Origin of the sequence: Streptomyces sp. AgN23 (assembly GCF_001598115.1) — a bacterium.
In the GTDB taxonomy this organism is placed as follows: domain Bacteria; phylum Actinomycetota; class Actinomycetes; order Streptomycetales; family Streptomycetaceae; genus Streptomyces; species Streptomyces antimycoticus.
In genome coordinates, this window is the sequence record NZ_CP007153.1 from 8,759,327 (window position 1) to 8,784,719 (window position 25,393).

General features: G+C 70.8%; 21 protein-coding genes and 1 pseudogene. 14 read left to right on the forward strand and 8 right to left on the reverse strand.

All coding sequences use genetic code 11. From position 1 onward, the window contains the following. Positions 1–2: 2 nt before the first annotated feature. Positions 3–3,206, reverse strand: coding sequence for an alpha-L-rhamnosidase (locus AS97_RS37945; protein ID WP_210566476.1), 3,204 nt, complete (start codon positions 3,204–3,206; stop codon positions 3–5). A gap of 276 nt (positions 3,207–3,482) precedes the next feature. On the opposite strand from AS97_RS37945, the pseudogene AS97_RS37950 reads away from it, so the two are divergent. Together AS97_RS37950 and AS97_RS37960 are read left to right on the forward strand one after the other, a co-directional pair. Then, positions 3,483–4,982 (forward strand): annotated as a pseudogene (locus tag AS97_RS37950) (sugar ABC transporter ATP-binding protein); the annotation flags it as partial. A 401-nt stretch (positions 4,983–5,383) separates the two neighbouring features. Then, on the forward strand, positions 5,384–6,427 hold the full coding sequence (locus tag AS97_RS37960; protein ID WP_059143356.1) for an ABC transporter permease: 1,044 nt from the start codon (positions 5,384–5,386) through the stop codon (positions 6,425–6,427). Here the strand turns inward: AS97_RS37960 and AS97_RS37965 are convergent. Further along, entirely contained in the window at positions 6,363–7,649 is a 1,287-nt protein-coding gene (locus AS97_RS37965) for an RNA-guided endonuclease TnpB family protein (protein ID WP_197049049.1), read from the reverse strand. The genes AS97_RS37960 and AS97_RS37965 overlap by 65 nt on opposite strands. A gap of 161 nt (positions 7,650–7,810) precedes the next feature. On the opposite strand from AS97_RS37965, the gene AS97_RS37970 reads away from it, so the two are divergent. The 5 genes from AS97_RS37970 (at position 7,811) to AS97_RS37990 (ending at position 12,904) form a co-directional block, all read left to right on the forward strand. Continuing rightward, positions 7,811–8,782, forward strand: coding sequence for an ABC transporter permease (locus AS97_RS37970; protein ID WP_059143355.1), 972 nt, complete (start codon positions 7,811–7,813; stop codon positions 8,780–8,782). Positions 8,783–8,811: 29 nt separating this feature from the next. Further along, on the forward strand, positions 8,812–9,891 hold the full coding sequence (gene rhaS / locus AS97_RS37975) for a rhamnose ABC transporter substrate-binding protein (RefSeq protein WP_210566477.1): 1,080 nt from the start codon (positions 8,812–8,814) through the stop codon (positions 9,889–9,891). 13 nt (positions 9,892–9,904) lie between these two features. Continuing rightward, positions 9,905–10,225: an L-rhamnose mutarotase gene (locus AS97_RS37980; protein ID WP_014056391.1), complete on the forward strand. Its 321-nt coding sequence runs from the start codon at positions 9,905–9,907 to the stop codon at positions 10,223–10,225. A gap of 432 nt (positions 10,226–10,657) precedes the next feature. Then, on the forward strand, positions 10,658–11,680 hold the full coding sequence (locus AS97_RS37985; protein WP_210566478.1) for a LacI family DNA-binding transcriptional regulator: 1,023 nt from the start codon (positions 10,658–10,660) through the stop codon (positions 11,678–11,680). Positions 11,681–11,884: 204 nt separating this feature from the next. Beyond that, the gene (locus AS97_RS37990) at positions 11,885–12,904 is read left to right on the forward strand and encodes a LacI family DNA-binding transcriptional regulator (protein WP_125760320.1); all 1,020 of its coding nucleotides are present in this window, start codon (positions 11,885–11,887) and stop codon (positions 12,902–12,904) included. A 60-nt stretch (positions 12,905–12,964) separates the two neighbouring features. Here the strand turns inward: AS97_RS37990 and AS97_RS37995 are convergent, their stop codons facing one another. Genes AS97_RS37995 through AS97_RS38005 form a run of 3 tightly spaced genes read right to left on the reverse strand, consistent with a single transcriptional unit; the run spans position 12,965 to position 14,571 of the window. Further along, entirely contained in the window at positions 12,965–13,141 is a 177-nt protein-coding gene (locus AS97_RS37995; protein ID WP_247204614.1) for a universal stress protein, read from the reverse strand. Positions 13,142–13,145: 4 nt separating this feature from the next. Next, complete coding sequence (locus tag AS97_RS38000; protein WP_210566479.1) at positions 13,146–14,252, reverse strand: NAD(P)-binding domain-containing protein; 1,107 nt, start codon at positions 14,250–14,252, stop codon at positions 13,146–13,148. Positions 14,253–14,259: 7 nt separating this feature from the next. Next, positions 14,260–14,571, reverse strand: a complete 312-nt coding sequence (locus tag AS97_RS38005) for a hypothetical protein (protein WP_210566480.1) — start codon at positions 14,569–14,571, stop codon at positions 14,260–14,262. Between the two features lie 256 nt (positions 14,572–14,827). Between AS97_RS38005 and AS97_RS38010 the strand changes: the two genes are divergently transcribed. The 3 genes from AS97_RS38010 to AS97_RS38020 all read left to right on the forward strand — a co-directional run bounded on the left by AS97_RS38010 (position 14,828) and on the right by AS97_RS38020 (position 16,572). Further along, positions 14,828–15,658, forward strand: coding sequence for a helix-turn-helix transcriptional regulator (locus tag AS97_RS38010; RefSeq protein WP_247204615.1), 831 nt, complete (start codon positions 14,828–14,830; stop codon positions 15,656–15,658). Between the two features lies 1 nt (position 15,659). Beyond that, entirely contained in the window at positions 15,660–15,872 is a 213-nt protein-coding gene (locus AS97_RS38015; RefSeq protein WP_210566482.1) for a DUF397 domain-containing protein, read from the forward strand. Positions 15,873–15,939: 67 nt separating this feature from the next. Next, on the forward strand, positions 15,940–16,572 hold the full coding sequence (locus AS97_RS38020) for a class I SAM-dependent methyltransferase (RefSeq protein ID WP_247204616.1): 633 nt from the start codon (positions 15,940–15,942) through the stop codon (positions 16,570–16,572). Between the two features lie 12 nt (positions 16,573–16,584). Here AS97_RS38020 and AS97_RS38025 read toward each other — a convergent pair whose 3' ends face one another. After that, the gene (locus AS97_RS38025) at positions 16,585–17,703 is read right to left on the reverse strand and encodes an alpha/beta hydrolase (RefSeq protein ID WP_210566483.1); all 1,119 of its coding nucleotides are present in this window, start codon (positions 17,701–17,703) and stop codon (positions 16,585–16,587) included. Positions 17,704–17,783: 80 nt separating this feature from the next. Continuing rightward, positions 17,784–19,658 (reverse strand): LamG-like jellyroll fold domain-containing protein, encoded by a 1,875-nt coding sequence (locus tag AS97_RS38030; RefSeq protein ID WP_210566484.1) that lies wholly within the window; start codon positions 19,656–19,658, stop codon positions 17,784–17,786. Positions 19,659–20,273: 615 nt separating this feature from the next. Here AS97_RS38030 and AS97_RS38035 point away from each other — a divergent pair. Further along, the gene (locus tag AS97_RS38035) at positions 20,274–21,395 is read left to right on the forward strand and encodes a 50S ribosomal protein L11 methyltransferase (protein WP_059143346.1); all 1,122 of its coding nucleotides are present in this window, start codon (positions 20,274–20,276) and stop codon (positions 21,393–21,395) included. Positions 21,396–21,408: 13 nt separating this feature from the next. Here AS97_RS38035 and AS97_RS38040 read toward each other — a convergent pair whose 3' ends face one another. Then, positions 21,409–22,209 (reverse strand): alpha/beta hydrolase, encoded by an 801-nt coding sequence (locus tag AS97_RS38040; RefSeq protein ID WP_210566485.1) that lies wholly within the window; start codon positions 22,207–22,209, stop codon positions 21,409–21,411. Between the two features lie 312 nt (positions 22,210–22,521). Here AS97_RS38040 and AS97_RS38045 point away from each other — a divergent pair, with 312 nt between their 5' ends. The 3 genes from AS97_RS38045 to dmpG are packed head-to-tail and all read left to right on the forward strand — an operon-like array spanning position 22,522 to position 25,378. Beyond that, positions 22,522–23,355, forward strand: coding sequence for a fumarylacetoacetate hydrolase family protein (locus tag AS97_RS38045; RefSeq protein WP_210566486.1), 834 nt, complete (start codon positions 22,522–22,524; stop codon positions 23,353–23,355). Next, complete coding sequence (locus tag AS97_RS38050) at positions 23,352–24,317, forward strand: acetaldehyde dehydrogenase (acetylating) (protein ID WP_210566487.1); 966 nt, start codon at positions 23,352–23,354, stop codon at positions 24,315–24,317. Before AS97_RS38045 ends, AS97_RS38050 begins: the two co-directional genes overlap by 4 nt. Continuing rightward, on the forward strand, positions 24,314–25,378 hold the full coding sequence (gene dmpG, locus AS97_RS38055; RefSeq protein ID WP_210566488.1) for a 4-hydroxy-2-oxovalerate aldolase: 1,065 nt from the start codon (positions 24,314–24,316) through the stop codon (positions 25,376–25,378). The genes AS97_RS38050 and dmpG overlap by 4 nt, the downstream gene beginning before the upstream one ends. Positions 25,379–25,393 lie beyond the last annotated feature (15 nt).

A 25,393-nucleotide genomic window follows, 5' to 3' on the forward strand; every position in this document is an offset into this window, starting at 1 on the left:
ACCTAGTCGCGCGGTCCGCCACGCGTCAAGAAGTGGTGGGTTCCCGAGCCCACGGCGAACACCGCGCAGCCGTCCGCCATCCGCAGCAGCCGGCCGCCGCGACGGGTCACGTCCGATGCGCGGCGGGCGGGGACCCAGATCTGTGCGGTGGTGTTGACGGGGATGGACACCGTGAGGGTGAAGTCCTCGCCCTGGGACCAGCGGGTGGTGACCGGGCCGTAGAGGGAGTCGTAGCGGCCCTCGGCGGAGCGCACCTCGCCGCCCGGGCGGGGCCGGATGAGGATCTCGCGGAAGCCGGGGGCGGCGGGGACGATCCCGGTGATGTTCTGGTACATCCACTCGCCGACCGAGCCGTAGGCGTAGTGGTTGAACGAGTTCATCCCGACGTCCTGGAAGCTCCCGTCCGGCTTGATGGAGTCCCAGCGCTCCCACATCGTGGTCGCGCCCCGGTCGATCTGGTACCCCCAGGAGGGGAAGGTGCGCTGGTGGAGCAGGCGGTAGGCGACGTCGGTGTGACCGGTCTCGGTGAGGGTGGGGAGCAGCCGGGGGGTGCCGAGGAAACCGGTGGACAGATGCCAGTCGCGGTCCTGGACGAGGGCCACGAGCCGGTCGGCGGCGGGCTTGCGGAGGGCGGCGGGGAGCAGGTCCATGGAGAGCGCCAGGACGTACGCGGTCTGGGTGTCGCCCTTGATCCTGCCGTCGGGGGAGACGTAGGCGCGGTGGAAGGCCGCCTTGATGCGGGTCAGGAGGTCTTCGTACGGGGCCGGGTCCTCGTCCAGGACGTGTGCCGTGCGGGCGACGAGGTCGGTGGCGTGGGCGAAGTAGGCGGTGGCGATGACGTCCTTGGGGGTGTCCGCCTCGACACTGAGCCAGTCGCCGTAGCCCTCGGCGGGCCGCAGCAGACCGGTGCTGTGCTTTTCCAGGTAGGTGATCCAGCGGCGCATGGCCGGCCAGTTGTCGCGCAGCACCTGAGTGTCGCCGTACGCCTGATAGAGGTTCCAGGGCACGGTCACTCCGGCGTCGCCCCAGCCCGCGACGCCGTCGCCGACGTCGCCGAGGTTGGGTGCCACGTTGGGGAAGGAGCCGTCGTCGGTCTGGCCGTCGCGCATGTCCTGGAGCCATTTGGTGAGGAAGCGGGCGGACTCCATGGCGTACGCGGCGGTGCTGGAGAACACGTTGATGTCACCGGTCCAGCCGAGCCGTTCGTCCCGCGCCGGGGTGTCGGTGGGGATGGACAGGAAGTTGCCGCGCAGGCCCCAGGTGATGTTGGAGTGGAGCTGGTTGAGCATCGCCGAGTCGGTGTGGAAGGACAGGGTGAACGGGGCGGCGGTGTGCATGACCCGGCCCGTGACGGCGTCGAGGGAGGGCTTTCCGGGGTAGCCCGTGACCTCGACGTAGCGGAAGCCGTGGAAGGTGAAGCGCGGCTCGTAGGTCTCGGGGCCGCCGCCCTTGAGGGTGTACGTGTCGACGGGGCGGGCGGTGCGCAGGTTGGCCGTATAGGGGGTGCCGTCGGGGCCCAGCACCTCGGCGTGGCGGATCCGGATCTTTCGGCCGGCCGGGCCGGAGACCGTGAGGCGGACGCTGCCGACCATGTTCTGGCCCAGGTCGAAGAGGTGGACGCCGGGGGCGGGTTCGGTGACCTCGACGGGCTTGATCTCGCGTTCCACGCGGGTCGGGGCGTCGGTCTGGGCCACGACCTCGGCGGTGATGTCCGTGGCCGTGACGGCGGGCCGCCAGCCGGTGTCGTCGAAGCCCGGTGAGGACCAGCCCGGGGTCTCCTTACGGGCGTCGTACTCCTCGCCCATCAGCACGTCGGCCGTCAGCAGCGGGCCGGTGGCCGCGCGCCACTGCTGGTCGGTGGTGATGCGCTCGGTGCTGCCGTCGGTGTAGACGACCTCCAACTGGGCGAGCAGGGCGGGGTGGTCGCCGTACTGGGCCTGGCCGAGCCAGGCGATGTTCCCGGCGTACCAGCCGGGGGCGAGGGTCACACCGAGGGCGTTGGCCCCGGGGCGGAGAGCGTCGGTGACGTCGTAGGTCTGGTACGCCACCCGCTTGCGGTAGTCGGTCCAGCCGGGCGCCAGTTGGTCGCGGCCGACGCGGACGCCGTTGAGGTGCGCTTCGTAGAGACCCAGTGCCGTGGAGTAGAGCCGGGCGCGCGCGATGGGCTTGGTGAGCCGGAAGGTGCGGCGCAGCTGGGCGGGGGACTGGAGCGGGAACACCCTGCCCCAGGGCCCACTGCCCCAGGCGGCCAGCTTCTTGGCGGTGGCCCAGCCGCTGTCGTCGAAGTCCCGGTCCGGCCAGGCGGCGGGGGGTTTCGCGTCGGTCGTGCGCCACGTGGCGTCCGTGTGGTGGTGGGTGGTGGTGCCGTCGTCGGTGGTGAGCTCCAGGGTGGCCAGCAGCCCCGCCGGGCCCTGCTCGGCGTTGGTGGCCGAGAGGGCGAGAGTGGCGGCGCCCTGCTGCAGGAATTCGGTGACGTCGACGGTGGCCGGATGGCTCCATGCCTTGAGCACACCCAGTGCCTCGCGGGAGGCGACCTCGGTGCCGTTCACATGGGCGGTGAAGCCGTCGTCGGCGGCCACCACCAGCCGGGCGCGGCGGACGGTGCCCGTGGCCCGGACCGAGGTGCGGAACCACCGGGTGGCCGCCGGGGCCTCGGTGGCCGGATCCCCCTCCGGGAACCAGATCCAGGAGGCGCCGTCCAGGGCAGGCGGCGCGGTCAGCGCGGCGGGTGCGGTGATCCAGCGCGCCTGCCACTGCCCGTCGCCCAGCAGCCCGGTCTCCCACCAGGCGGGGGCGGACCACGGGCAGGGGCGGCCGTGGTCGTCCCAGACCCGTACCGACCAGTGGTACCGGGTGCGCGGCCGCAGGGCCGGACCGTCGTAGGGCACCAGGACCGATTGGCGTGACTTCTGTTTGCCGCTGTCCCAGACATCGGGGTCGCCGAGCCGGTCGGGGGAGGTGGCGACCCTGATGTGGTACGCGCTCTGCAACTGGTCGCGGGCGTCCGAGTCGAGGATCCAGCTCAGCCGGGGGCGGGAGGTGTCGAGGCCGAGCGGATGGGGCGCGTACTCCACCGTCGTGCTCCGGACCCGCAGCCCGGCGGCGGGGCGGTCCTCGGCGGTGGCGGACGGGGTGAGAGCGGGCAGACCCGTGAGGGCCGTACCGGTGGCAGCGGTGGTGGCGAGCAGGTGACGTCTGGTGATCACGGTCTTCCTCCAGGAACAGCTGGCAGGAACGACGGGCAGGAACGGGCGGGAACGGGCGGGAACGGGCGGGAACGGGCGGGAACGATGGGATGAAAACGATTCAACCCAAGGCGCCTGGACCGTAGGGCCGGTGCTCTGGGCGCGTCAAGGGGGCTGAATCGATGTGGGTATATCCCGTGCACACCCCCTTGACGGCCGCAAAGTGCGGGGCTAGCTTCCCGGAATCCAGCATTGAAACATTTCATTTCCCGCCCTGGGTATGCGTCAGGAGACTCCGTGAGCCAGCCTGCTTCGACCGGTGTGCCGGTCCTCGCCCTCGAGGGGGTGAACAAATCCTTCGGCGCCGTACGGGCCCTTCGCGATGTCTCGCTCGAGCTCTTCGCCGGTGAGGCCCATGCCCTGGCCGGTGAGAACGGGGCGGGCAAATCGACGCTGATCAAAGCCCTCGCCGGGGTGCACCGGCCCGACTCCGGCCGGGTGCTGCTGGACGGCGAACCGGTGGTCTTCCACGGCCCCGCCGACGCGCGCGACGTCGGCATCGCCGTCATCTACCAGGAGCCCACGCTCTTCCCCGATCTGTCCATCGCCGAGAACATCTTCATGGGCCGTCAGCCCCGCCGGGCCCTCGGCCGGATCGACCACAAGGCCGTACGGACCTCCACCGCCGCCCTGATGGCGCGGCTCGGCGTCGAACTCGACCCGGACCGGCCCGCCCGGGGCCTGTCCATCGCCGATCAGCAGATCGTCGAGATCGCCAAGGCGCTCTCCTTCGACGCCCGGGTGCTGATCATGGACGAGCCGACGGCAGCGCTGACCGGAAGCGAGACCGCCCGGCTCTTCTCGGTCGTCGAAACGCTGCGCGCCGAGGGCGCCGCCGTGCTGTTCATCTCCCACCGCCTGGAGGAGATCTTCGAGCTGTGCCAACGGGTCACCATCCTGCGGGACGGCCGGTGGGTGGCCTCCGAGCCGCTGACGGGGCTGACCCAGGACGATCTGGTCCGCCGCATGGTCGGCCGGGACCTGGCCGAGCTCTACCCCAAGCAGGACAGCCGAGTGGGCGAAACCGCGCTGTCAGTGCGGCGGCTGACCCAAGAGGGCGTCTTCCGGGACGTCTCCTTCGAGGTGCGGCGCGGTGAGATCGTCGCGCTCGCCGGGCTGGTCGGCGCCGGGCGCACCGAGGTCGCCCAGGCCGTCTTCGGTGTGGACCGGGCGGACGCGGGCGAGGTGCGGGTGGACGGGACGGTGCTGCGGCCCGGTTCGCCGACCGCCGCCATGGACGCCGGGCTCGCGCTCGTCCCCGAGGACCGGCGCCAGCGGGGCCTGGTGATGGAGATGTCCATCGAACGGAACATCGGGCTGACCGGCCTCGCCCGGCTGGGCCGCGCGGGACTGGTGCAACGGACGCTGGAGCGCGGCCGCGCGGCCGACTGGGCGGTCCGGCTCCAGCTGAAGTACGGCAGCCTCGCCGACCACGTCGGGGTGCTCTCCGGCGGCAATCAGCAGAAGGTCGTGCTCGCCAAGTGGCTGGCGACCGAGCCCACGGTGCTCATCGTCGACGAGCCCACGCGCGGGATCGACGTCGGCACCAAGGCCGAGGTGCACCGGCTGCTGTCGTCGCTGGCCGCCGACGGCCTCGCGGTGCTGATGATCTCCTCCGATCTGCCCGAGGTGCTGGGCATGGCCGACCGGGTCCTGGTGATGCACGAGGGCCGGCTGGTGGCCGAGATCCCGCGCGCCGAGGCCACCGAGGAGTCCGTGATGGCCGCCGCGACCGGGCTCACGGATGGCGCCGGTGGCGCCGGTGTTCCCGGTGTCGCTGGTGGCGCCGATGGCCCCGGTGTTCCCGGTGGCGCTGGTGAGGCCGCCGCGACCGGGATCCCCCGCGACGCCGACGCGAGCGGGCCCACCGATGGCACCGCAGCGAGCGGGCGCACCGGCGTCACCGGGCGCACCGACGCCACGGGCGCGAGCGGGCGCACCGGTGCCACCGGCGCGAGCGTGCACCCCCACGCCACTGGTGCCACGGGCGCGAGCGGGCCCACTGGTGCCACGGGCGTCACCGGGCGCACCGGCGCCACCGGCGTGACCGGGCCCACCGGTGCCACGGGCGCCACTGGGCCCACCGGCGCCACCGGGCCCACCGGCGCCACCGGCGCCACCGCAGAAGGGACCCGCACGTGAGCGTGACCGTCGAGAAGCCCGGGAAGCCCGCCGCCGCGCCGGAGACGGCGCGCTCGTCGCGCTCGCTCGTCGACGCCGTCTTCCGCGCGCGGGAGATCAGCATCGCCGGCGCCCTCCTGCTGCTGGTGCTGTTCACCTGGATCGCCGAGCCGCGCTTCCTCAACGACCAGGGCATCAAGGACCTGTTGCTCAACGCCGCGATCCTGGTGCTGCTCGCGGTCGGGCAGTCGGTGGTGGTCATCACCCGCAACATCGATCTGTCGGTCGGCTCTGTGGTCGGCCTGTCCGCCTTCGCCTGCGGGAAGTTCGTCTCCGGCACCGACCACGGGGTGCTGACGGTCCTGCTGCTGGGCCTGCTCGTCGGCGCGGGCTGCGGCATCGTCAGCGGCGCGCTGGTGAGCTTCGGACGGGTGCCCGCGCTGGTGGTGACCCTCGGGATGCTCTACATCATCCAGGGCGTCGACTACTGGTGGGCGCAGGGCGAGCAGATCAACGCGGCCGATGTGCCGCAGCCCGTGCTGGACCTCGGCAGCGGCAGTGTGCTGGGCATCCCGTATCTCCCGCTGATCGCCTTCGCGGTGCTCGCCGGGACCGCGTACGTCCTGCGCACCTACCGCGCCGGCCGTGAGCTGTACGCCATCGGCTCCAGCCCGGAGGCCGCCCGGCTGGCCGGGGTGCCGATCCGGCGGCGCGTGCTCGGCGCGTATCTGTTCTCCGGCGCCGTCTCGGGCTTCGCGGGCGCGCTGTGGCTGGCCCGCTTCGGCACCGTCGTCGCCGACAACGCCCACGGCTGGGAGCTGACCGTGGTCAGCGCGGTGGTGGTCGGTGGCGTCGCCATCGTCGGCGGCACCGGCACGGTGTGGGGAGCGGCGCTGGGCGCGCTGCTGCTCACCACCATCGGCAGCGCCCTGGCCGTGCTGAAGGTCGACTCCTTCTGGCAGGACGCCATCGCCGGTGCGCTGCTGCTGGCGGCCATCAGCGTGGACCGGATCGTGAGGGTGCGCATGACCCGTGCGCTGAGGAAGAGGAGCGCACGTTGACTTCCTTCCCCGCCTGAAGGCGGGGGATTCCAGCGGTCGCCCGCTGGGTTTCCTGCTTCACCGACGACCGCCCCGTCCGGGAGGACTCCCGTTGAGGTCTTACACCGTCTCCACAGGCAGACGCCGCCAGCCCGGCGGCCAGGATGTTGCGTGCCGCGTTCACGTCGCGGTCATGCACGGTGCCGCAGTCGCACGTCCACTCGCGGACGTTCAGCGGCAGCTTCTCGCGGACCGTCCCGCACGCCCCGCACAGCTTGCTGGACGGGAACCAGCGGTCGATCACGACGAGTTCGCGCCCGTACCAGGCGCACTTGTACTCCAGCATCATGCGCAGGTCCGTCCAGGCCGCATCCGAGATGGTACGCGCGAGCTTGCCGTTCTTCAGCAGGTTGCGGACGGTAAGGTCCTCGATCACGACCGTTTGGTTCTCACGGACGAGACGAGCCGACAGCTTGTGCAGGAAGTCGCGGCGTCGGTCGGTGATCCTCGCGTGCACACGGGCGACCTTCCGGCGCGCCTTCTCCCGGTTCGCGGACCCCTTGGCCTTGCGGGACAGCTCCCGCTGGGCCTTGGCCAGGCGGGCTCGGTCGCGGCGTTCGTGCCGGGGGTTGGCGATCTTCTCCCCGGTGGACAGGGTGACCAGGGAGGTGATCCCGGCGTCCAGGCCGACCGCCGCACTCGTGGCAGGGGCAGGGGCGATGGTGTCCTCGACGAGCATCGCCACGAACCAGCGGCCCGCGCTGTCGCGGGACACAGTCACCGTCGTCGGCTCCGCACCCTCCGGCAGGGGACGGGACCAGCGGATGTCAAGCGGCTCGGCCATCTTCGCCAGCGTCAGGCGCCCGTCGCGCCACGTGAAGGCGCTGCGGGTGTACTCGGCCGACGCGCGGGACTTCTTCCGCGACTTGTACCGCGGGTACTTCGCACGCTTGGCGAAGAAGTTCCCGAACGCCGTCTGAAGGTGGCGCAGCGCCTGCTGGAGGGGAACGGACGACACCTCCGAGAGGAAGGCGAGTTCCGCCGTCTTCTTCCACTCCGTCAGCGCGGCGGAGGACTGCACGTAGGAGATGCGGCGCTGCTCGCCGTACCAGGCCCTCGTGCGCTCCTCCAGCGCCTTGTTGTACACGAGGCGGACACAGCCGAACGTGCGCGACAGCTCCGCCGCCTGCTCGTCCGTGGGGTAAAAGCGGTACCTGAACGCCCGCTTGACCTGCTGCGTCACGCCTCACAATCTATCAGCTCCCTTGTGAGGGGCGGGTGTCGGCCGAATTCTGGTGGACGCCGGATCACCCTGACGGCGATTCGGCTTTCCCTGCCCTGCTCCGCGGGAGCTTCGTTTCCTCCCCCGGCTGAGGCCGGGGGTATCCACGAAGGAGAACCCCGATGAAGCTCAGGTGGGACACCGCCGTCGGGGTGCTGCTGGTGGCCGTCTTCCTCACCGGCCTCGGCACCACGGACGGCTTCGCGAGCCGCGACAACCTCGCCTTCGCCTTCAACGACATCGCCGAGGTGGCGCTGATGGCGCTGCCGATGACACTGCTGGTGGTGGCCGGGCAGGTGGATCTGTCGGTGGCCTCGATGCTCGGCCTGGGCAGCGCGCTCACCGGCCAACTGTGGGACGCGGGCTGGGCGTTCGAAACCATCGTGCCGATCGTGCTGCTGGTCGGGGTGGTCGGAGGGCTGATCAACGGCTGGCTGGTCACCCGGGTCGGGCTGCCCTCGCTCGCCGTCACCATCGGCACGCTCGCCCTCTACCGGGGGCTGGCCTCGGTGGTGCTCGGCACGGGCGCCATCACGGACTTCCCCGAGACGTACGCCAAGTGGGCCGTGGACACCACCACCGTGCCCGGCACCTTCCTCACCTATCCGGTGGTGCTGTTCATCGTGCTGGCCGCCATCGCCGCCGTGGTGCTGCACGCCACGGGCCTGGGCCGGTCGCTGTTCGCCATCGGCGCCCAGGAGGACGCCGCCTACTTCGCGGGCATCCGCGTCAAGCGCGTCAAGCTGCTGCTGTTCGTCGTCAGCGGGCTGATCTCGGCCTTCGCGGGGGTCGTGTTCACCCTGCGGTACGGCAGCGCGCGGGCCGACAACGGCCAGGGCTTCGAAATGCTCGTCATCGCCTCCGTCCTGCTGGGCGGTGTCGACTTCGACGGCGGGAAGGGCACACTGTTCGGCGCCGTCGCCGGGGTGCTGCTCATCGGCGTCCTGAAGAATTTGCTGACCCTCAATGACGTGGCCAACGAGGTCCAGGTGATCGTCACCGGACTGCTGCTGGTGGCCTCCGTCCTCACCCCCCGCCTGATCACCACCGTGAGCGCCTGGCGTCACCGGCGCGCCGCCGCCTCGACCAGCTGATCCACCCACGCACCGCGAAAGGTCTCCCCATGAAGAGCTCTCCCGCGCGCCGCCGCGCCGCCGCCACCGCCGCCGCGGTCTGTGCCCTGGCCGTGGCCCTGGCCGGCTGCGGCGGCACCACCAAGAAGGACAACGACAACAGCGGCCCCGCCAAGACCGACGCCAAGGCCGACCCCGGCGCACCGCTGAAGAAGGGCCTCAAGCTGGCCTTTCTGCCCAAGCAGATCAACAACCCGTACGAGAAGCTCATCGACCAGGCGGGGATCACGGCCGCCGGGGAGTTCGGCGGCAAGGGCAAGGAGGTGGGCCCGTCCGACGCCAGCGCCTCCTCCCAGGTGTCGTACATCAACACCCTGGTCCAGCAGCGCCAGGACGCCATCCTGATCGCGGCCAACGACCCCAACGCGGTCTGCGGCCCGCTCAAGCAGGCCATGAAGAAGGACATCAAGGTGGTGGCGTACGACTCCGACACCGCCCCGGCCTGCCGTCAGCTCTTCATCAACCAGGCCGGCTCCGAGGAGATCGGCCGCAGCCAGGTCCAGCACCTCGCCAAGCAGCTCGACTACAGGGGCGAGATCGCGATCCTGTCCGCCACCCAGAACGCCACCAACCAGAACACCTGGATCCGCTTCATGAAGGACGAGCTGAGCAAGCCCGTCTACAAGAACATGAAGCTGGTCAAGACCGTGTACGGGGACGACGACGACCAGAAGTCCTTCCAGGAGACCCAGGGCCTGCTCAAGGCGTATCCCAAGCTCAAGGGCATCATCGCGCCCACCACGGTCGGCATCGCCGCGGCCGCCCGCTACATCAGCGGCTCCTCGTACGAGGGCAAGGTCGTGCTGAACGGACTCGGCACGCCCAACCAGATGCGTAAGTACGTCAAGGACGGCACCGTCGAGCAGTTCTCGCTCTGGGACCCCAAGAAGCTCGGCTACCTCGGTTCGTATGCCGCGGCAGCGCTCGCCTCCGGGCAGATCACCGGGGCCGAGGGGGAGAAGTTCAAGGCCGGGAAGCTGGGCGAGTACACGGTCGGCAGGAACGGGGAGATCATCCTCGGCCCGCCCACCGTCTTCGACAAGGCCAACATCGACAAGTTCGACTTCTGAGGGCGGTTCGGCGATGCGGCGGGTGTGCTTTCTGCTGAAGGTCCGCCAGGACCGGATCGAGGAGTACCGCGAGCGGCACGAGGCCGTCTGGCCCGAGATGCGGGCGGCGCTCGCGGAGACCGGCTGGCACAACTACTCGCTCTTCCTGCGCGAGGACGGGCTGCTGGTGGGTTATCTGGAGACCGAGGACTTCGAGGCCGCCCAGGCCGCGATGGCCGCCACCGAGGTCAACGCCCGCTGGCAGGCCGAGATGGCGCCCTTCTTCGAAGCGCTCGACGGCGCGCGGCCGGACGAGGCGATGAAGCCGCTCACGGAGGTCTTCCACCTCGCGTAAACGCTCCGCTGAAGGTGCCACGATCCGTCGTCGGCCATCCGCGGCGCCCTCGTGGCTGGTCGCCCACGCGGCGGAGCCGCACATGGACACAGCCGCGGCGGAGCCGCACATGGACACAGCCCCGCGCCCCTTCGGGGCGCTGCCGGACCATAGCGGGCTCCGGCCTCCGGCCTCGTCCTGGCCCCGGGGGCCGGGGATGCCCCCGGCATTCGCGGGGTCCAGGGGCGGAGCCCCTCCACGCGGCGGAGCCGCAGATCGATGCTGTGGGGAGGGGCGGGGTGGGGACAGAAGCTCGCTCCGCCCCCCCACAAGCGCACCAGGAAAGGAACGGACATGAGACCACTGGCCATCACCGCACTGGCCACCGCCCTGCTCGGCGGCACCGCGCCCTCCGCCCTCCGCGTCGTCGACGTCACGCTCCCCTCCTGACGGATGGCACCCGGGGTGGGCATCAAAGAGGTGGCGCGCGAGGCCGGGGTCTCGGTCGGCACGGTCTCCAACGTCATCAACCGCCCGGAGTCGGTGTCCGAGGAGACCCGGGCCAGGGTGCTGTCCACGATCGAGCGCTTGGGCTATGTACGCCAGGAGTCCGCGCGTCAACTGCGGGCCGGCCGCAGCCGCATCATCGCGCTGCTGGTGCTGGACATGGCGAACCCGTTCTTCGTGGACGTGGCGAGCGGTGCGGAGCGTGCGGCGCGGGAGGCGGGGCTGGGGGTGATGGTGTGCAACAGCGCCCAGAGCCCCGAGGAGGAGGCCGACTACCTCGGACTCTTCGCCGAACAGCGCGTGCGCGGGGTGCTGATGACCCCGGCCGATATGACCGGGCGCAACCTCGCCTCCTTCCGGCGGCAGCCCATCCCGTTCGTCCTCGTCGACCGGGTGCTGCCCAGCGCCGAGGGGTGTTCGGTGTCGGTCGACGATGTCACCGGCGGCGAACTCGCCGCCCGCCACCTGCTGGACCTGGGTCATCGCGGTGTGGCCTATGTGAGCGGGCCGATGCGGCTGGCCCAGTGCCGCGACCGCCGCGAGGGCGCGCTGCGGACCCTGCGCGAGCGGGGGCTCGGCGAGTCCGCGCTGCGCCATGTCGAGGTGGAGCGGCTGGATGTGACGTCCGGGCGGGACGCGGGGGCGCGGCTGCTGGGCATGTCACCGCGGCCGACGGCGGTGTTCTGCGCCAATGACCTGCTGGCGCTGGGGGTGCTGCAGTCGCTGTACGGGGCGGGGGTGTCGGTGCCGGGGGAGGTGGCGCTGGTGGGGTACGACGACATCGAGTTCGCGGCGGCGGCCGCGGTGCCGCTGACGTCGGTGCGCCAGCCGGCGTTCCGGATGGGGCGGATGGCGGCCGAGCTGCTGATCGAGGAGACGGGGGAGCGGGCAGCGGACCACCGCCACCAGCGGATCGTCCTCCAGCCCGAACTCGTCGTCCGCGGGTCGAGCCTGGTCCGCTCCCGCTGAAAAGGGTCCCGCGGTGGCCCGGACCGACCCGGACCGACCCGGACCGACCCGGACCGGCCCGGAGCGGCCCGGAGCGGCCCCGAGCGGCCCGGCGGAGCCCGCGGCGGGCGGCCCGGTCCTGCCCGACCGGTCGAACAGAGCACTACCATGTTCCCGCGACCGCGGTGGGTCGCGGGAAGACGGAGGCTCCGGGTCGTGGGACGCATGGTGGGGATCAAGGACGTCGCGCGGCAGGCGGGAGTGTCCGTCGGCACCGTCTCGAACGTGATCAACCGGCCCGAGATGGTCGCCGAGGCCACGCGCGACCGGGTGCTGTCCACGATCGAGCGCCTGGGCTATGTACGCCAGGAGTCCGCGCGTCAACTGCGCGCGGGGCGCAGCCGCATCATCGCGCTGCTGGTGCTGGACATGGCGAACCCGTTCTTCGTGGACGTGGCGAGCGGTGCGGAGCGTGCGGCGCGGGAGGCGGGGCTGGGGGTGATGGTGTGCAACAGCGCCCAGAGCCCCGAGGAGGAGGCCGACTACCTCGGACTCTTCGCCGAGCACCGGGTGCGTGGGGTCCTGGTCACCCCGGCCGATGTCACCGGTGCCAACCTGGAGAGCTTCCGGCGCCACGACATCCCGTTCGTCTTCGTGGACCGGGAGGTGCCCAGCGCCGACGGCTGCTCGGTGTCGGTCGACGACATCGAGGGCGGGGCGCTCGCCGGCCGCCACCTCATCGCCCAGGGACACCGCTCCGTGGTCTACGTCAGCGGTCCGATGCTGCTCCCGCAGTGCCAGGACCGGCGCGCCGGGCTGCTCAGCGCGTTCGCGGAGGAGGGGCCGGCGGCGGAGACGATGGTGCACATCGAGGCCGAGCGGCTGGACGTGGCCTCGGGCCGGGACGCGGGCGCGCGGCTGCTGGGCATCTCGCCGCGCCCGACGGCGGTGTTCTGCGCCAACGACCTGCTGGCGCTCGGAGTGCTGCAGGCCCTCTTCGCGGCCGGGGTGTCGGTGCCGGGGGAGGTGGCGCTGGTGGGGTACGACGACATCGAGTTCGCGGCGGCGGCTGCGGTGCCGCTGACGTCGGTGCGCCAGCCGGCGTTCCGGATGGGGCGGACGGCGGCCGAGCTGCTGATCGAGGAGACCGGCGACGAGGCCGCCGCCCACCAGCACCGGCGGATCGTGCTCCAGCCGGAGCTGGTGGTGCGGGACTCCACATTCGCGTCCCGACCGGGCGCCTGACCCGGGGTTCGCCGATCTCGGCGGCCCCGGTGCGGACGTCGGCCCGTTACGTCGCCACGGTCAGGCCGGGGGCTTGACCGCGACGACGGGGACGGGGCTCTCCAGCAGCAGCCGCCGGCTCACACTGCCCAGCAGCGCCTTGCCCACCGGCGAGCGCCGTCGGATGCCGACGACCAGCCGGTCCACATCGGGCCGGGCCTCGATCTCGTCCCGGGGCAGTACCGGCCCGCCCCGCACCCGGTCAACGCCCGGCGGCGGCCTTCTCCGGTGACCTCTGGCTGTCGTCAGGGGCACCCAGCAGCGCCTGGATCTCGTGTACGGCCGCACGGCCCGCCCGGTTGGCGCCGACCGTGCTGGCCGACGGCCCGTAGCCGACCAGATGCACTCGTGGATCCCGGACCGCCTGGGTCCCCTCGACGGCGATCCCGCCACCCCGCTCACGCAGCCGCAGCGGGGCGAGATGGTCGATCGCGGCGCGGAAACCGGTGGCCCAGAGGATCGTGTCCGCCGCGACATGGCGCCCATCCGCCCAGGCCACCCCGTCCGGGGTGATCCGCTCGAACATCGGCAGCCGGTCGAGTATCCCCTGCTCCCGGGCGCGCAGCACCGGCTCCGTCAGGGCCAGTCCGGTCACGGACACCACGCTCTGCGGCGGCAGCCCCCGCCGCACCCGCTCCTCGACCATCGCCACCGCCTCCCGCCCCCGCACCTCGCCGAACGGCCCCTCGCGGAACACCGGCGGGCGCCGGGTCACCCAGGTCGTCTCGGCGGCCACCTCCGCGATCTCCAGCAGATGCTGCACCCCGGAGGCGCCGCCCCCGACGACGATCACCCGCCGCCCCGCGAACGCCTCGGGCCCGGGGTACTGCGCGGTGTGCAACTGCCGCCCCCGGAAGGTCTCCTGCCCGGGGTAGCGGGGCCAGAACGGCCGGTCCCAGGTCCCGGTCGCGTTGATCAGTGCCCGCGCGGACCAGGTCCCGGCCGAGGTCTCGACCAGCAGCCGCCCGTCGTCCCCGTCCCGTACGGCGTCGACGTGCACGGGGCGGACCACCCGCAGATCGAAGGCGCGCTCATAGCGTGTGAAGTACGCGGGGATCACCTCGGACGAGGGCCGTTCGGCATCCGCCTCGTCGGTGGTCAGTCGCATGCCGGGCAGGTCGTACATCCCGTGGACCTTGCCGTACGTCAGCGAGGGCCACCGGAACTGCCACGCCCCGCCGGGCGCGGGCGCGTGGTCGAGCACCACGAAGCCGGTGCCGGGCTCGTAACCGGCCCGCCGCAGGTGATAGGCCCCGGACAACCCCGCCTGCCCGGCACCGATGACCACGACGTCCACGCTGTTGTTCATGCTTCTACTAACTCTGCTCGGGTGCGGTCTCTTCCCGGTCCTCCAGCCGCCGCCCCCGGCTCTCGGCCACCCGCAGCGCGTCATGCAGCGCCTCGGCGAGCCGATGACCCACGAAGCGCAGCTCACAGGCGTCGGCCTTGCGGTCCCGGAGCAGCGGCCTGGCATGCCCGAGAAGGTCGGCCCCGGTCCGTAGCTGTACGGCCTCCATCTCGTCGGCCAGCCGGGAGAGGTAGCTGGTGCCGGTGTTGTCGGTGACGAGGAAGCAGGGCTGCCCGTTCAGTCCGGGCCAGGGCAGCAGACGGGGGCGTGATGAAGGCATGAGGGCTCCATGGCGTTCCGAGGTTTCCGCTACCGCGAGTGATGAGGCGGTGGCGGAAACAGCTTCGTGTGCGCGGAAGCTGGCACGCAAGATGACAGCTAATTTCCGCTTCAGATGGCATATGTGACCGAGTGGGCAAATGGCCTGATGTGGCGGGCTGTCCTTGCCAGACTCAGAACTCGCACGGCGGCATGGCAGGCTCGACCCAACGGGAGGCATACTCGTGGCAGCACCAACGGGACCGACGGTCCGTCGCATGCAACTCGGCTGGGAGCTCAAGAGGTTGCGGGACAAGGCCGGATTCACCCTGGCGGAGGCCGTGGACGGGTTGACGTTTTCCACCACGAAACTGTTCCGCGTCGAGAACGGTCTCGCGGCCCTGCCCAAGGCCGCGGACCTGAAGGCCCTCTTGGACCGATATGGCGTCGAGGACGAGGAAGACGCGGACTTCCTCCTACAGATCCATCGCGACTCCCTCAACCGGGGCTGGTGGTCCATCTATCGCAGTGTGCTGCCGTCGGGCATGGGGATGTACATCGGCTTGGAAAGCGGAGCCCGCACCAGCCGTACGTGGCAGCCCCATGTCATCTTCGGCCTGCTGCAAACGGAGCGCTACACCCGGGAGATGTTCCTGGCCGCCAAGCCGGTCGAAGAAACCAACACCGAGTTCGTCGAGCGCCACATCCAGATCCGTGGTGAGCGGAAACGGGCCCTGAGGCGCAGAGACAGCCCCTTGGAACTCTGGGTCATCCAGGACGAGGCGTCGCTGAGACGAGTGGTGGGCAGCCCGGAGATCATGCGCGAACAGTACGAGGAGATTCAGACCCTGGCCCGGCTCGACAATGTGACGGTCCAGATCCTTCCCATGGCCACGGCCACGTACAGGACCGGCGCCAACTTCAATCTGTGGGAGTTCGGCAGTCCGTTGCCGACAGTCGTGCAGAGCGATGCGATCGACGGGTCGGACATCAGCGACAAGGAGACGACCATCTGGTCCTTCTCCCGCAGGTTCGAGGCTCTGCGAGCAGGTGCCCTCGCCCCCGGCGAGACACCGGCGTTTCTACAACAACTAGCACGGGAGATCTGACATGACTTACCGCATAGCGCCTGACGTCGCTCCAGAGAGCGCCTGGTTCAAGTCCTCGTACAGCGAGAACAACGGCACCGGCTGCGTGGAGATCGCCCACCTCCCCCGCACCGCCCGGGTCGGCATCCGTGACTCCAAGGACAAGGGCGGCCCCGCCCTGGTCGTTCCGGCCAGTGCCTGGGCGGAGTTCGTGGCCGCCGTTCGAACGGCCTGATGGCCGCGTCGCGGGCGCGCGAAAACCGTTGGCGGAACGCGCCCGCCCCGAACTACCGTGCTTGGCCGTGGACATTGACGACCCCAAGGACGTGGTCAGGCGCGGTTACGACGCGCTCTCCCGCCACTACGAGCAGTCCTACGCCACCGAGACCAAGTACCAGCCCTGGCTCGGCGCCCTCCAACAGCGCATCCCGGCCGCCGCCACCGTGCTGGACCTGGGGTGCGGGAGCGGCGTACCGGTGGCTCGCAACCTGGCCTCCGCCGGGCACCGGGTGACCGGTGTGGACATCAGCGAGGTGCAGATCGGCCGGGCGCGGCAGCTCGTGCCGGAGGCCGAGTTCCGCCGGGCCGATGCCACGGCCGTGGAGTTCCCGGCGGCCACCTTCGACGCCGTGGTCTCCCTCTACGCCCTGATCCACATCCCGCTGGCCGAACAGCCTCCCCTCCTTGCCAGGATCGCCACCTGGCTCCGCCCTGGCGGCTGGTTCCTCGGCACCACCGGACACAGCGCCTGGACCGGATCCGATGACAACTGGCTCGGCGGTGGCGCCACGATGTGGTGGAGTCACGCCGACGCCGCGACCTACCGGGATTGGCTCACTCAGGCCGGACTGACCGTCGAGGGCGAGGAGTTCGTCCCCGAGGGCGACGGCGGCCACGCGCTGTTCTGGGCGCGGCGGCCGTCGGCGGGGGAGTGACGCGCAACGGGTTCAGTCGACCGGGCCGTCCTCACCGGGCTTCTGCCAGGCGCAGATCCCGAGCGTGGCCCGCCCCTTCTCGACCAGCGGGTCGGCGATCCGGGCGGGTGGCATGGCGCTGTGGCCCCGGTAGCAGATGACCGTGCGGTCCGTGTGCCCGGCGAGGTCGACGAGGATCTGGTCCCAGTGGCGGTACTGCACATCGTGGCCCGAGTCCGCGTAGCTGCGCACGGCCGGATCGCCGGGCAGGTACTGCTTCCAGGTGTCGATCGTGCTGGGCGGCACGGTCGTGTCCTTCTTGCCGCTGTAGAGGATCACGGGGGCCGTCAGCTTTGACAGATCGGGGCCGGGCCGCTGGCAGTACAGCCTCTGCTCATGCACTTGGGGCGCGGGGTCGGCCTTCTGGCCGCGCTGGTTGTGGGTGCGGGCGCCGTCCTCGAAGGCGGTGTCGGCGAAGCCGGGGATGCGCTTGGTCGGGCTGTCGTCCGGCAGCGCCCACCAGACGCGGGGATCGGCGATCTGCGGCGCCAGCGACTTGCCCAGCTCCTCGTCCGACATCGAGCAGTCGGGGCGCTTCGGGCCGTACGGGGGCAGAGCGGCGGCCAGGTGCAGTGACTGGATGCGGTCCGGGGCCAGGGACGCCAGCTCGGCGGCGTAGGGACCGCCGCCCGAGATGGCGATCACACTGACCTTGCGCACCCCGACGCGGTCCAGCACTTGGAGCGCGTCCTTGGCGAAGTCGGCCTTGCCCAGGCTCTTGTCGAACTCCGTGTCCCCGAAGCCGTTGCGCTCGACCGATATCAGCCGCAGCCCGAGGGACTCCCGGGTGCTGCGCAGGAAGTCCGTCATATGCGCCACCCGGGCGCTGGTGCCCGTGCCGCCGAGGTAGAGAACCGGCTTGCCGTCCCGGGGGCCCTCGTCGATGTAGTGGGCGGTGCGCCCCGAGTCCAGTTTCAGCGCCCGGACCTCCGGGCCCAACGAGTCGAAGTCGTCCTGAATCCGGACCCGATGGACATCGGTGGCGTGCGGCTCGCGTGGCGCGGTGGCCGTGGCACTCACGGCTCCGGAGCCCGTGAGCAGGACGGTGGCGACGGCGGTGGCGGCGATACCGGTGACGAGCGCTCTGGGCACGTGTCTCTCCTGGTCGTAGGGGGAAGGCGGCGTTGATCGGGCGGAACGAACGCCACCTACCCGCTTTGATCCGGAGGACACTAGGCGAGGGCGGTCATGAAGTCCTTCGGCGCCAGGGCTCGTTTGACGATGCGGGTGTCGCCGATCCAGCCGTAGAAGCCCTGGCCGAACTTCTCCTCGAACTGGGTGCCACCGATCACGAAGGGCTTGCCGAGAGTGGCGATCCCCGTCGACGGCTGGGTGGGATTGCGTGCGATCTTCGAGCCGTCGACGTACACCACGGTGTGATGGCCGTCGTTGACGACGGCGATGTGGGTCCACCGGCCCACCGGCAGGGCGTGGCTCCAGGAGGTCGGATCGGCGTCCTGCACCTGCGGATAGACCACGAACTGCAGGAAGCGCTCGGGGGTCACATTGAGGCTGCACGTCGGCTCGTCGGGCGACCAGCCGGTGGTCTTTCCGGCGTCGCCGTTGCGCCCCTCCCAACTGAGGATGCCCATCCAGGCATGGTCGCCCTCGAAGGGGTCCGGGAGCTTGAGATACGTCTCGATGGTGTAACCACCGGTGAACTTCTCGGAGTTCAGCGGCGCGGTGGCGGAGGTGGTCAGGACCGCGCCGCGGTCCGGTCCCTTGCCGCCGTCGAAACGCAGGCTGGCATGGGCGGGCTGGTCGCCGTGGTGCTCGCCGGACCACGTCAGGATCTCGGGCTCGCTGTCGTGCAGACGTGTCACCCGGAGGTCGTTGCCGTGGCCGGACAGGTCGCGGACCACCGTTTCCGTGCCGACCGGTCCGTCCGCGCCCGCGCGAGAGGCGGTGCCCGAGGCGTCGAAGCGCCAGTACGCGAGGGTGCCGCGCGGCATCACCGCGGAGGCCGGGCGCGGCTTGCGCGGTACGACCGGGGCGAAGGAGGAGAAGCGGCGTTCGAAGTCGATGCTCAGGCTGAACCGGTCGACGGGACCGGTCAGTTCGATGGTCTCCGCCTCCAGAGGTGTTCTCTTCTCCGGGTCGCGGCCGAGGAACCAGGGCGAGAACGTCTCCACGTCGATCACATCGCGGACCAGGTCGAAGGCGTAGAGGCGGATCATCCCGGCGCCGCCGTAGTACCGGTCCTGGTAGTTGGTGATGTGGATATGGACGTCGTTGCCTGCGTCGTTGGTCAGGACGGTGCGCCCGGGGGGCCAGTAGTGCCCGCCCAGGGCGAGGAAGATCTGGTCGTTGCCGCGGATGAGGCCGTCCCACAGCCGCCGGCCGTTGTCCGAGAGCTGAGCGCTGCCCTCGTCGTCGGCCCAGGCCAGGTCGTGGGTGGTGAGGACGGCGGGCAGAGTGGGGTGCGCGTCGAGCACCTTGTGCGCCCATCGCAGCCCTGAGTCGGAGATCCGCCAGTCGAGCGCGAGGACCAGCCACTCCCGCCCGCCCGCGGGCAGGACGTGGTAGCTGTTGTAGCCGTCGGGCGAGGCGCCGCCGAAGGTGGGCATGGCGGAGAACCGCCGCGGACCGAAGGCGTCGAGATAGGCGCTGTCGCCGCGCTGGTCGTCGGTGCCGGAGTCGATATCGTGGTTGCCGGCCAGGACGCTGTAGGGAACCTTGCCGTGGATGGTCCCGAACGTGGACGCGGCCAGCGTGATTTCCTCCCGCGAGCCGTGTTCCGTGACATCGCCCAGGTGCGTCATGAAGGCGATGTTGGCGTCCTCGCGCTGGGACACCAGGTAGCGGAAGGTCGCCCGGAGCGGCTCCGGGTCGGAGCTGTCGGCGTCGAAGAGGTACTGCGTATCCGGCAGCACCGCGAGGCTGAACCGCGGCGACTCGGGGTCGTACCGGTGGCCGCCGGCCTTCGCGGTGGCCGCGTGACCGGGTGTCGTACCCGATACGACGGCGGCCGTGCCCGCGGCCGGGATCACGGCGGTGGCCCGCAACAGCGTCCGTCTGCCCAGCTGGTTGTGCCCTGCTGCGTTCATTGACACTCCCGCGCGTCATGTGAAGAACCGGTGACCCCGGACGGCACTGTGGTCAAGGTCCGTGACCGCGCAGGGGCGGTCAGATGAACGGCGTCTGATCCGTTGCGGGCGGAACGGCCGTACGACGCGTCCCGCGCTGATCACGGGCATCGCGGGCATCGGCGGGCATCGCGTGAAGTCGCTATTTCAACGATTGGGCATGAGTGCCTGTCTCGCCAATTACTACGGATAACCAGTTTGCGTATGAGTTCCGATGACTTTCGGACGGTCCGGTGCCGGATTCAGGGCTCCATCCGCGAAATCAAGCCGACTTTACCTTCGCGAGCAACCTTTCGCTGATCGCGGACATGCCAATTATCGTGGCACGTCTGTTCGATGAAGCCGCTTCGTGGCGGCACAGGGCCCCTCGGTGGCCGTTGTCGGCGCACGGGTGCGGCGTGGCCTGGCGGCGGCGATATCGGACGTCCGGCGCCTCGCTTCCCTGACTTTTACATTGCTTTAACCGGGCTATATTCGGACTTTGTTCGTCCGCGGTGAGTTCAATTGCTAGGGAATTCCAGGTTTGCCTACCTGGCATGCTGGTCGCGAAGAGTCACTCCAGGGAAAGGTCTGAAGATGCCGCGTTCCTTCCGGGCAGAGTTGGCCGCACCGGGCGGCAAGGTGCCGGTGCGGGCGTGCGAATTGGAGTCGAGCCCGGTGTGGCTGTTCGCCTCGATCGGCGAGTATCCGGTGTACGACGACGTCGCGTACGAGGCGATGATCAACGACAAGCGTCGGATGAGCGCATACACCGAAGCCGTCCGGCGCTACGCCCCCGGCCGCACGGTGCTCGACATCGGCACGGGGCAGGACGCGGTGTGGGCGCTGGCCGCCGCCCGCGCCGGAGCGCGACACGTATGGGCCGTGGAGGTCATCCCCGAGTCCGCGCGGATCGCCCGGAAGAACATCGAGAAGGCGGGTTTCGCCGACCGGATCACGGTGGTGGAGGGGCTGTCCACCGAGATCGAGCTACCCGAGCCCGTCGATATGTGCGTCTCCGAGATCATCGGCACGCTCGCCGGCTCGGAAGGGGCCGGGTCCGTCCTGCGGGATGCCCGGGAGCGCCTGGTGAAGCCCGGCGGGGTGTTCATCCCGCACCGCAGTGCCACCACCGCCGTCGCTCTGGACCTGAACAGCGCGAACCTCGGCACGCTCCCCGGTTTTCCGCCCCTCGTCTTCCGTTACGTGGAAGAGGTGTTCGCGTCGGTGGGGCGCCCCTTCGATCTGCGGGTGGTTCTCGAAGGGCTGCAGGACAACCCGAGGGTGCGGCAGCGGTCGTATCTGTCCGATGCCGTCGAGGTGGAGCCGCTGGAGTACAACGGCGACTTGCAGCCGGAGGGCGTCGACGCCGTCGAGCTGACCTTCACCCGAGCGGGCCGCTTCTCCGGGCTCGCGCTCGGCGTGCGCCTGTGGGTGTCCGAGGACGACGAGCCGCTCGACTCGCTGGTCCAGTCGAGCAATTGGACCCCGGTGTACGCCCCGCTGTCGGAGGAGGGTCTGCCGGTACGGCCGGGCGACCGGTTCGAGTTCGAGTTCACCACGACGATGAGCGACGACGGCGTCCACCCCGACTACGCGCTCGTCGGCCAGCTGCACCGGGCCAGTGGTCCGGCGGTGCCCCTGAGCTGGGGATCCACGCACCATGGGGACGGGTTTCGGGAGACGCCCTTCTATCGCTCGCTGTTCCCCGCCCCCTGACACCACGCCGTCGTCAGCGGTCCGCCGCCCCGGCGGCTGCGACGGCTTCCAGCACCAGCCGGGCGAACTCCTCCGGCCGCTGTTCGGGGAACGGCACCCCGGCTCCGGGCACGGTGTGCCCGGTGGCGGACAGGGCGTTCACCATGGGCTCGAAGCTCGGCATCGACGGATCGTCGTCCTGCCCACAGATGACCGTGGCCGGGGCGGTGATCCGCGGCAGCCGCTCGCCCATCGCGAACAGCCGAACGGCGATGTGGCCGTCCTCCGCCCGGTCCAGCACCCGCACGGCGTCGGCCATGAACCGGTTGAGCGCGGCCTCCTGTCCCGGCGCGTAGAAATGCCTCCGCCGGTTCCACAGTTCCATGAGGTGGGAGCCGTCCGGTTTCGGCTGCACCCAGTCGACCGGGCGCTTCCACGCCGCCCGGGCGCGTTTCTCCGGGGTGATGAACGGGGTCGCCGAGAGCACCAGGCTCCGCACTCGGGAGCCCAGGCGCGCCGCCACCTCCACCGCGATCACGCCGCCGGTGTGGTGGCCGACCAGGTGGAACGACTCCAGCCCCAGCCCGGCCACCAGGTCCCCGACCCCGTCCGCGAACATCTCGATGCTCTGATCGTCCGCGGGCTTCGCCGAGGCCCCGTAGCCGACGGTGTCCATCGCGATCGCTCGGTGGGTGGCGCCGACCAGCGGAAGCACATCGCGGTACTCGGTCCATGACCGCGGGGTCTGGTGGAGCAGCAGCACCGGCTCGCCCTCACCGCACTCGACGTAGTGGAGCTGGCCGAAGCGGCTGGAGGTGTAGTGGGCGGTCAGCATGTGCACTCTCCCGATGTGGCAGGTTGGCGAGCCCGCGATCCTGGTCGTACTTTGTACGGAAGTGCTTGGGCGGCGTCAAGAGCGGTGCGGCGCAGGCAGGCCGTTCGCCCGGAGAGTTCCGTGAGGCGGTACGTCCTTCTGCCCGGAGGGGTGCAGGGCAGGGTCAGCGCCGCCTCGTCCGGCAAGCCGCTATCCGCCGCGTTCCGCGTAACGGAACAAAAGTTGGCTCGTGGCGGCCCGCGCGTCTATACCGGAGGCCACATGGGGAGCGCCGGGGGCCCGGCACCCACGTTCCACCTCAGGAGGTAGCCCGTGCCGAATGTGCCCGACCGCGTCCCGACGGACGCCTTCCCCGGGGCCGTGGTCAAGGCCGCCGACGCGCTGGCGGAGGCCGCCCGCGGCGGGACCGCCTGCCCGCCGGTGCGCACGCTCCTGGACGACGGCGACATCGAGGCCGCCTACGCGGTGCAGCGGCTGAACCTGCAACGCGAGCAGGCCACCGGCCGCCGGATCGTCGGCCGGAAGATCGGTTTGACGTCCCTGGCCGTGCAGCGCCAACTCGGCGTGGACCAGCCGGACTTCGGCGCGCTGTTTGCGGACATGGCCGTCCCGGAGGGGGGTGAGGTGGCCGCCGGGCGGCTGCTCCAGCCCAAGGTGGAGGCCGAGGTGGCGCTCGTGCTCGGCAGCGACCTGCCACACGCCCGCTGCACCGTCGTCGACCTGCTGCGCGCCACCGACTTCGCACTCCCCGCGCTGGAGATCGTCGACAGCCGAGTGCGGGACTGGGACATCTCCATCGTCGACACCGTCGCCGACAACGCCTCCTGCGGGATGTACGTCCTCGGCGCCTTCCCGGTGCCGCTGACCGGGGTCAACCTGCGCTCCGTGCAGATGAGCATGACCCGCAACGGCGAGATGGTCTCCGAGGGGACCGGCGCCGACTGCCTCGGCGGCCCCCTCAACGCGGCCGTCTGGCTGGCCTCGGCCCTCGCCGAGCGGGGCGACCCGCTGCGGGCGGGCGACCTCGTCCTGACCGGAGCCCTGGGGCCGATGGTCCCCGCGGCCCCGGGCGATGTGTTCCAGGCCCGTATCTCGAACCTGGGCGCCGTAGGGGTCGGGTTCGCCGCGGAAGGAGACAACCGGTGAGCAGCGAGACGAACACCCGCACCAAGGTGGCGATCATCGGGTCCGGCAACATCGGCACCGACCTCCTGATCAAGGTGTTGCGGCTCTCCGACACCCTGGAGATCGCCGCGATGGCCGGCATCGACCCCGACTCCGACGGGCTGGCCCGTGCCCGCCGCCTGAAGGTGGCCACCACCCACGAGGGCGTGGACGGGCTGGTGAAGCTGGACGAGTTCGCGGACGTGGACCTCGCCTTCGACGCGACCTCCGCCGGTGCCCACAAGCGCCACGAGGAGGTGCTGCGCCCCCTCGGCCGCACTCTCGTCGACCTCACCCCCGCGGCCATCGGCCCGTATGTGGTGCCCCCGGTCAACGGCGACGCCCACCTCGGCGCGCCGAACGTCAACATGGTCACCTGTGGCGGCCAGGCCACGATCCCGATCGTCGCCGCGGTGGGCGCGGTCACCCCCGTCCACTACGGGGAGATCGTCGCGTCCATCTCCTCCCGCTCCGCGGGCCCCGGCACCCGGGCGAACATCGACGAGTTCACCGAGACCACCGCCTTGGCCATCGAGCGCGTGGGCGGCGCCGCCCGCGGCAAGGCCATCATCGTCCTCAACCCGGCCGAGCCGCCGCTGATCATGCGGGACACCGTGCACTGCCTGGTCTCCGGCTGCGGCACCGAGGAGGTCACCGCCTCCGTCGAGGAGATGGTCGGCCGGGTCCAGGCGTATGTACCCGGATACCGCCTCAAGCAGAAGGTGCAGTTCGACCAGGTGAGCTCCGACGACCCGCTGCGCTCGCTGCTGCCCGCCGAGGCCGCGCACACCGACGCGGTGAAGGTCTCGGTCTTCCTCGAGGTCGAGGGCGCCGCCCACTACCTCCCGGCCTACGCCGGAAACCTCGACATCATGACCTCGGCCGCGCTGCGCACCGCGGAGCGCCTGGCCGCACACCGCTCCGGCGAGGAGGCCGCACGATGACCACGACCGACGCCGGCACAACCGCCCCCACCCCGTCGGCCCCGCCCGCCCTGTACATCCAGGACGTGACCCTGCGGGACGGCATGCACGCCGTCCGCCACCGCTACACCGTCGATCAGGCGAGCACCATCGCCGCCGCCCTGGACGCCGCCGGGGTGGCCGCGATCGAGATCGCCCACGGCGACGGCCTGTCCGGCTCCAGCGTCACCTACGGCATCGGCGCACACACCGACTGGGACTGGATCGAGGCCGTCGTCGGGGCCACCGGCCAGGCGATTCCCACCACGCTGCTGCTGCCGGGCATCGGCACCCTGCACGACCTGAAGCGGGCCCACGCCCTCGGCATCCGCTCCGTGCGCGTCGCCACCCACTGCACCGAGGCCGACATCTCCGCCCAGCACATCTCCGCCGCCCGCGAGATGGGTATGGACGTGGCCGGGTTCCTGATGATGTCGCATATGGCCGAACCGGCCGAACTCGCCCGCCAGGCCAAGCTGATGGAGTCCTACGGCGCTCATTGCGTCTACGTCACCGACTCCGGCGGCCGGCTGACCATGGACGGTGTCCGCGACCGCTTCCGCGCCTACCGCGAGGTGCTCGACCCGGACACCGAACTCGGCATCCACGCCCACCACAACCTCGCCCTCGGCGTGGCCAACACCGTGGTCGCCGTCGAGAACGGCGTCACGCGCGTGGACGCCTCCCTCGCGGGCCAGGGCGCGGGGGCGGGCAACTGCCCGCTGGAGGCGTTCATCGCCGTCGCCGACCTGATGGGCTGGAAGCACGGCTGCGACCTGTTCCCGCTCATGGACGCCGCCGACGATGTCGTCCGGCCCTTGCAGGACCGCGAGGTCCGGGTCGACCGGGAGACCCTCACCCTCGGCTACGCGGGCGTGTACTCCAGCTTCCTGCGCCACGCGGAGGCCGCCGCGGTCCGCCACGGTCTGGACACCCGCGCGATCCTCGTCGAGGTCGGCCGCCGCAAGATGGTCGGCGGCCAGGAGGACATGATCACGGACATCGCCCTCGACCTGGCCGCCCGCGCGAACACCGCCCCCTGACCGCCGGATCGGCTC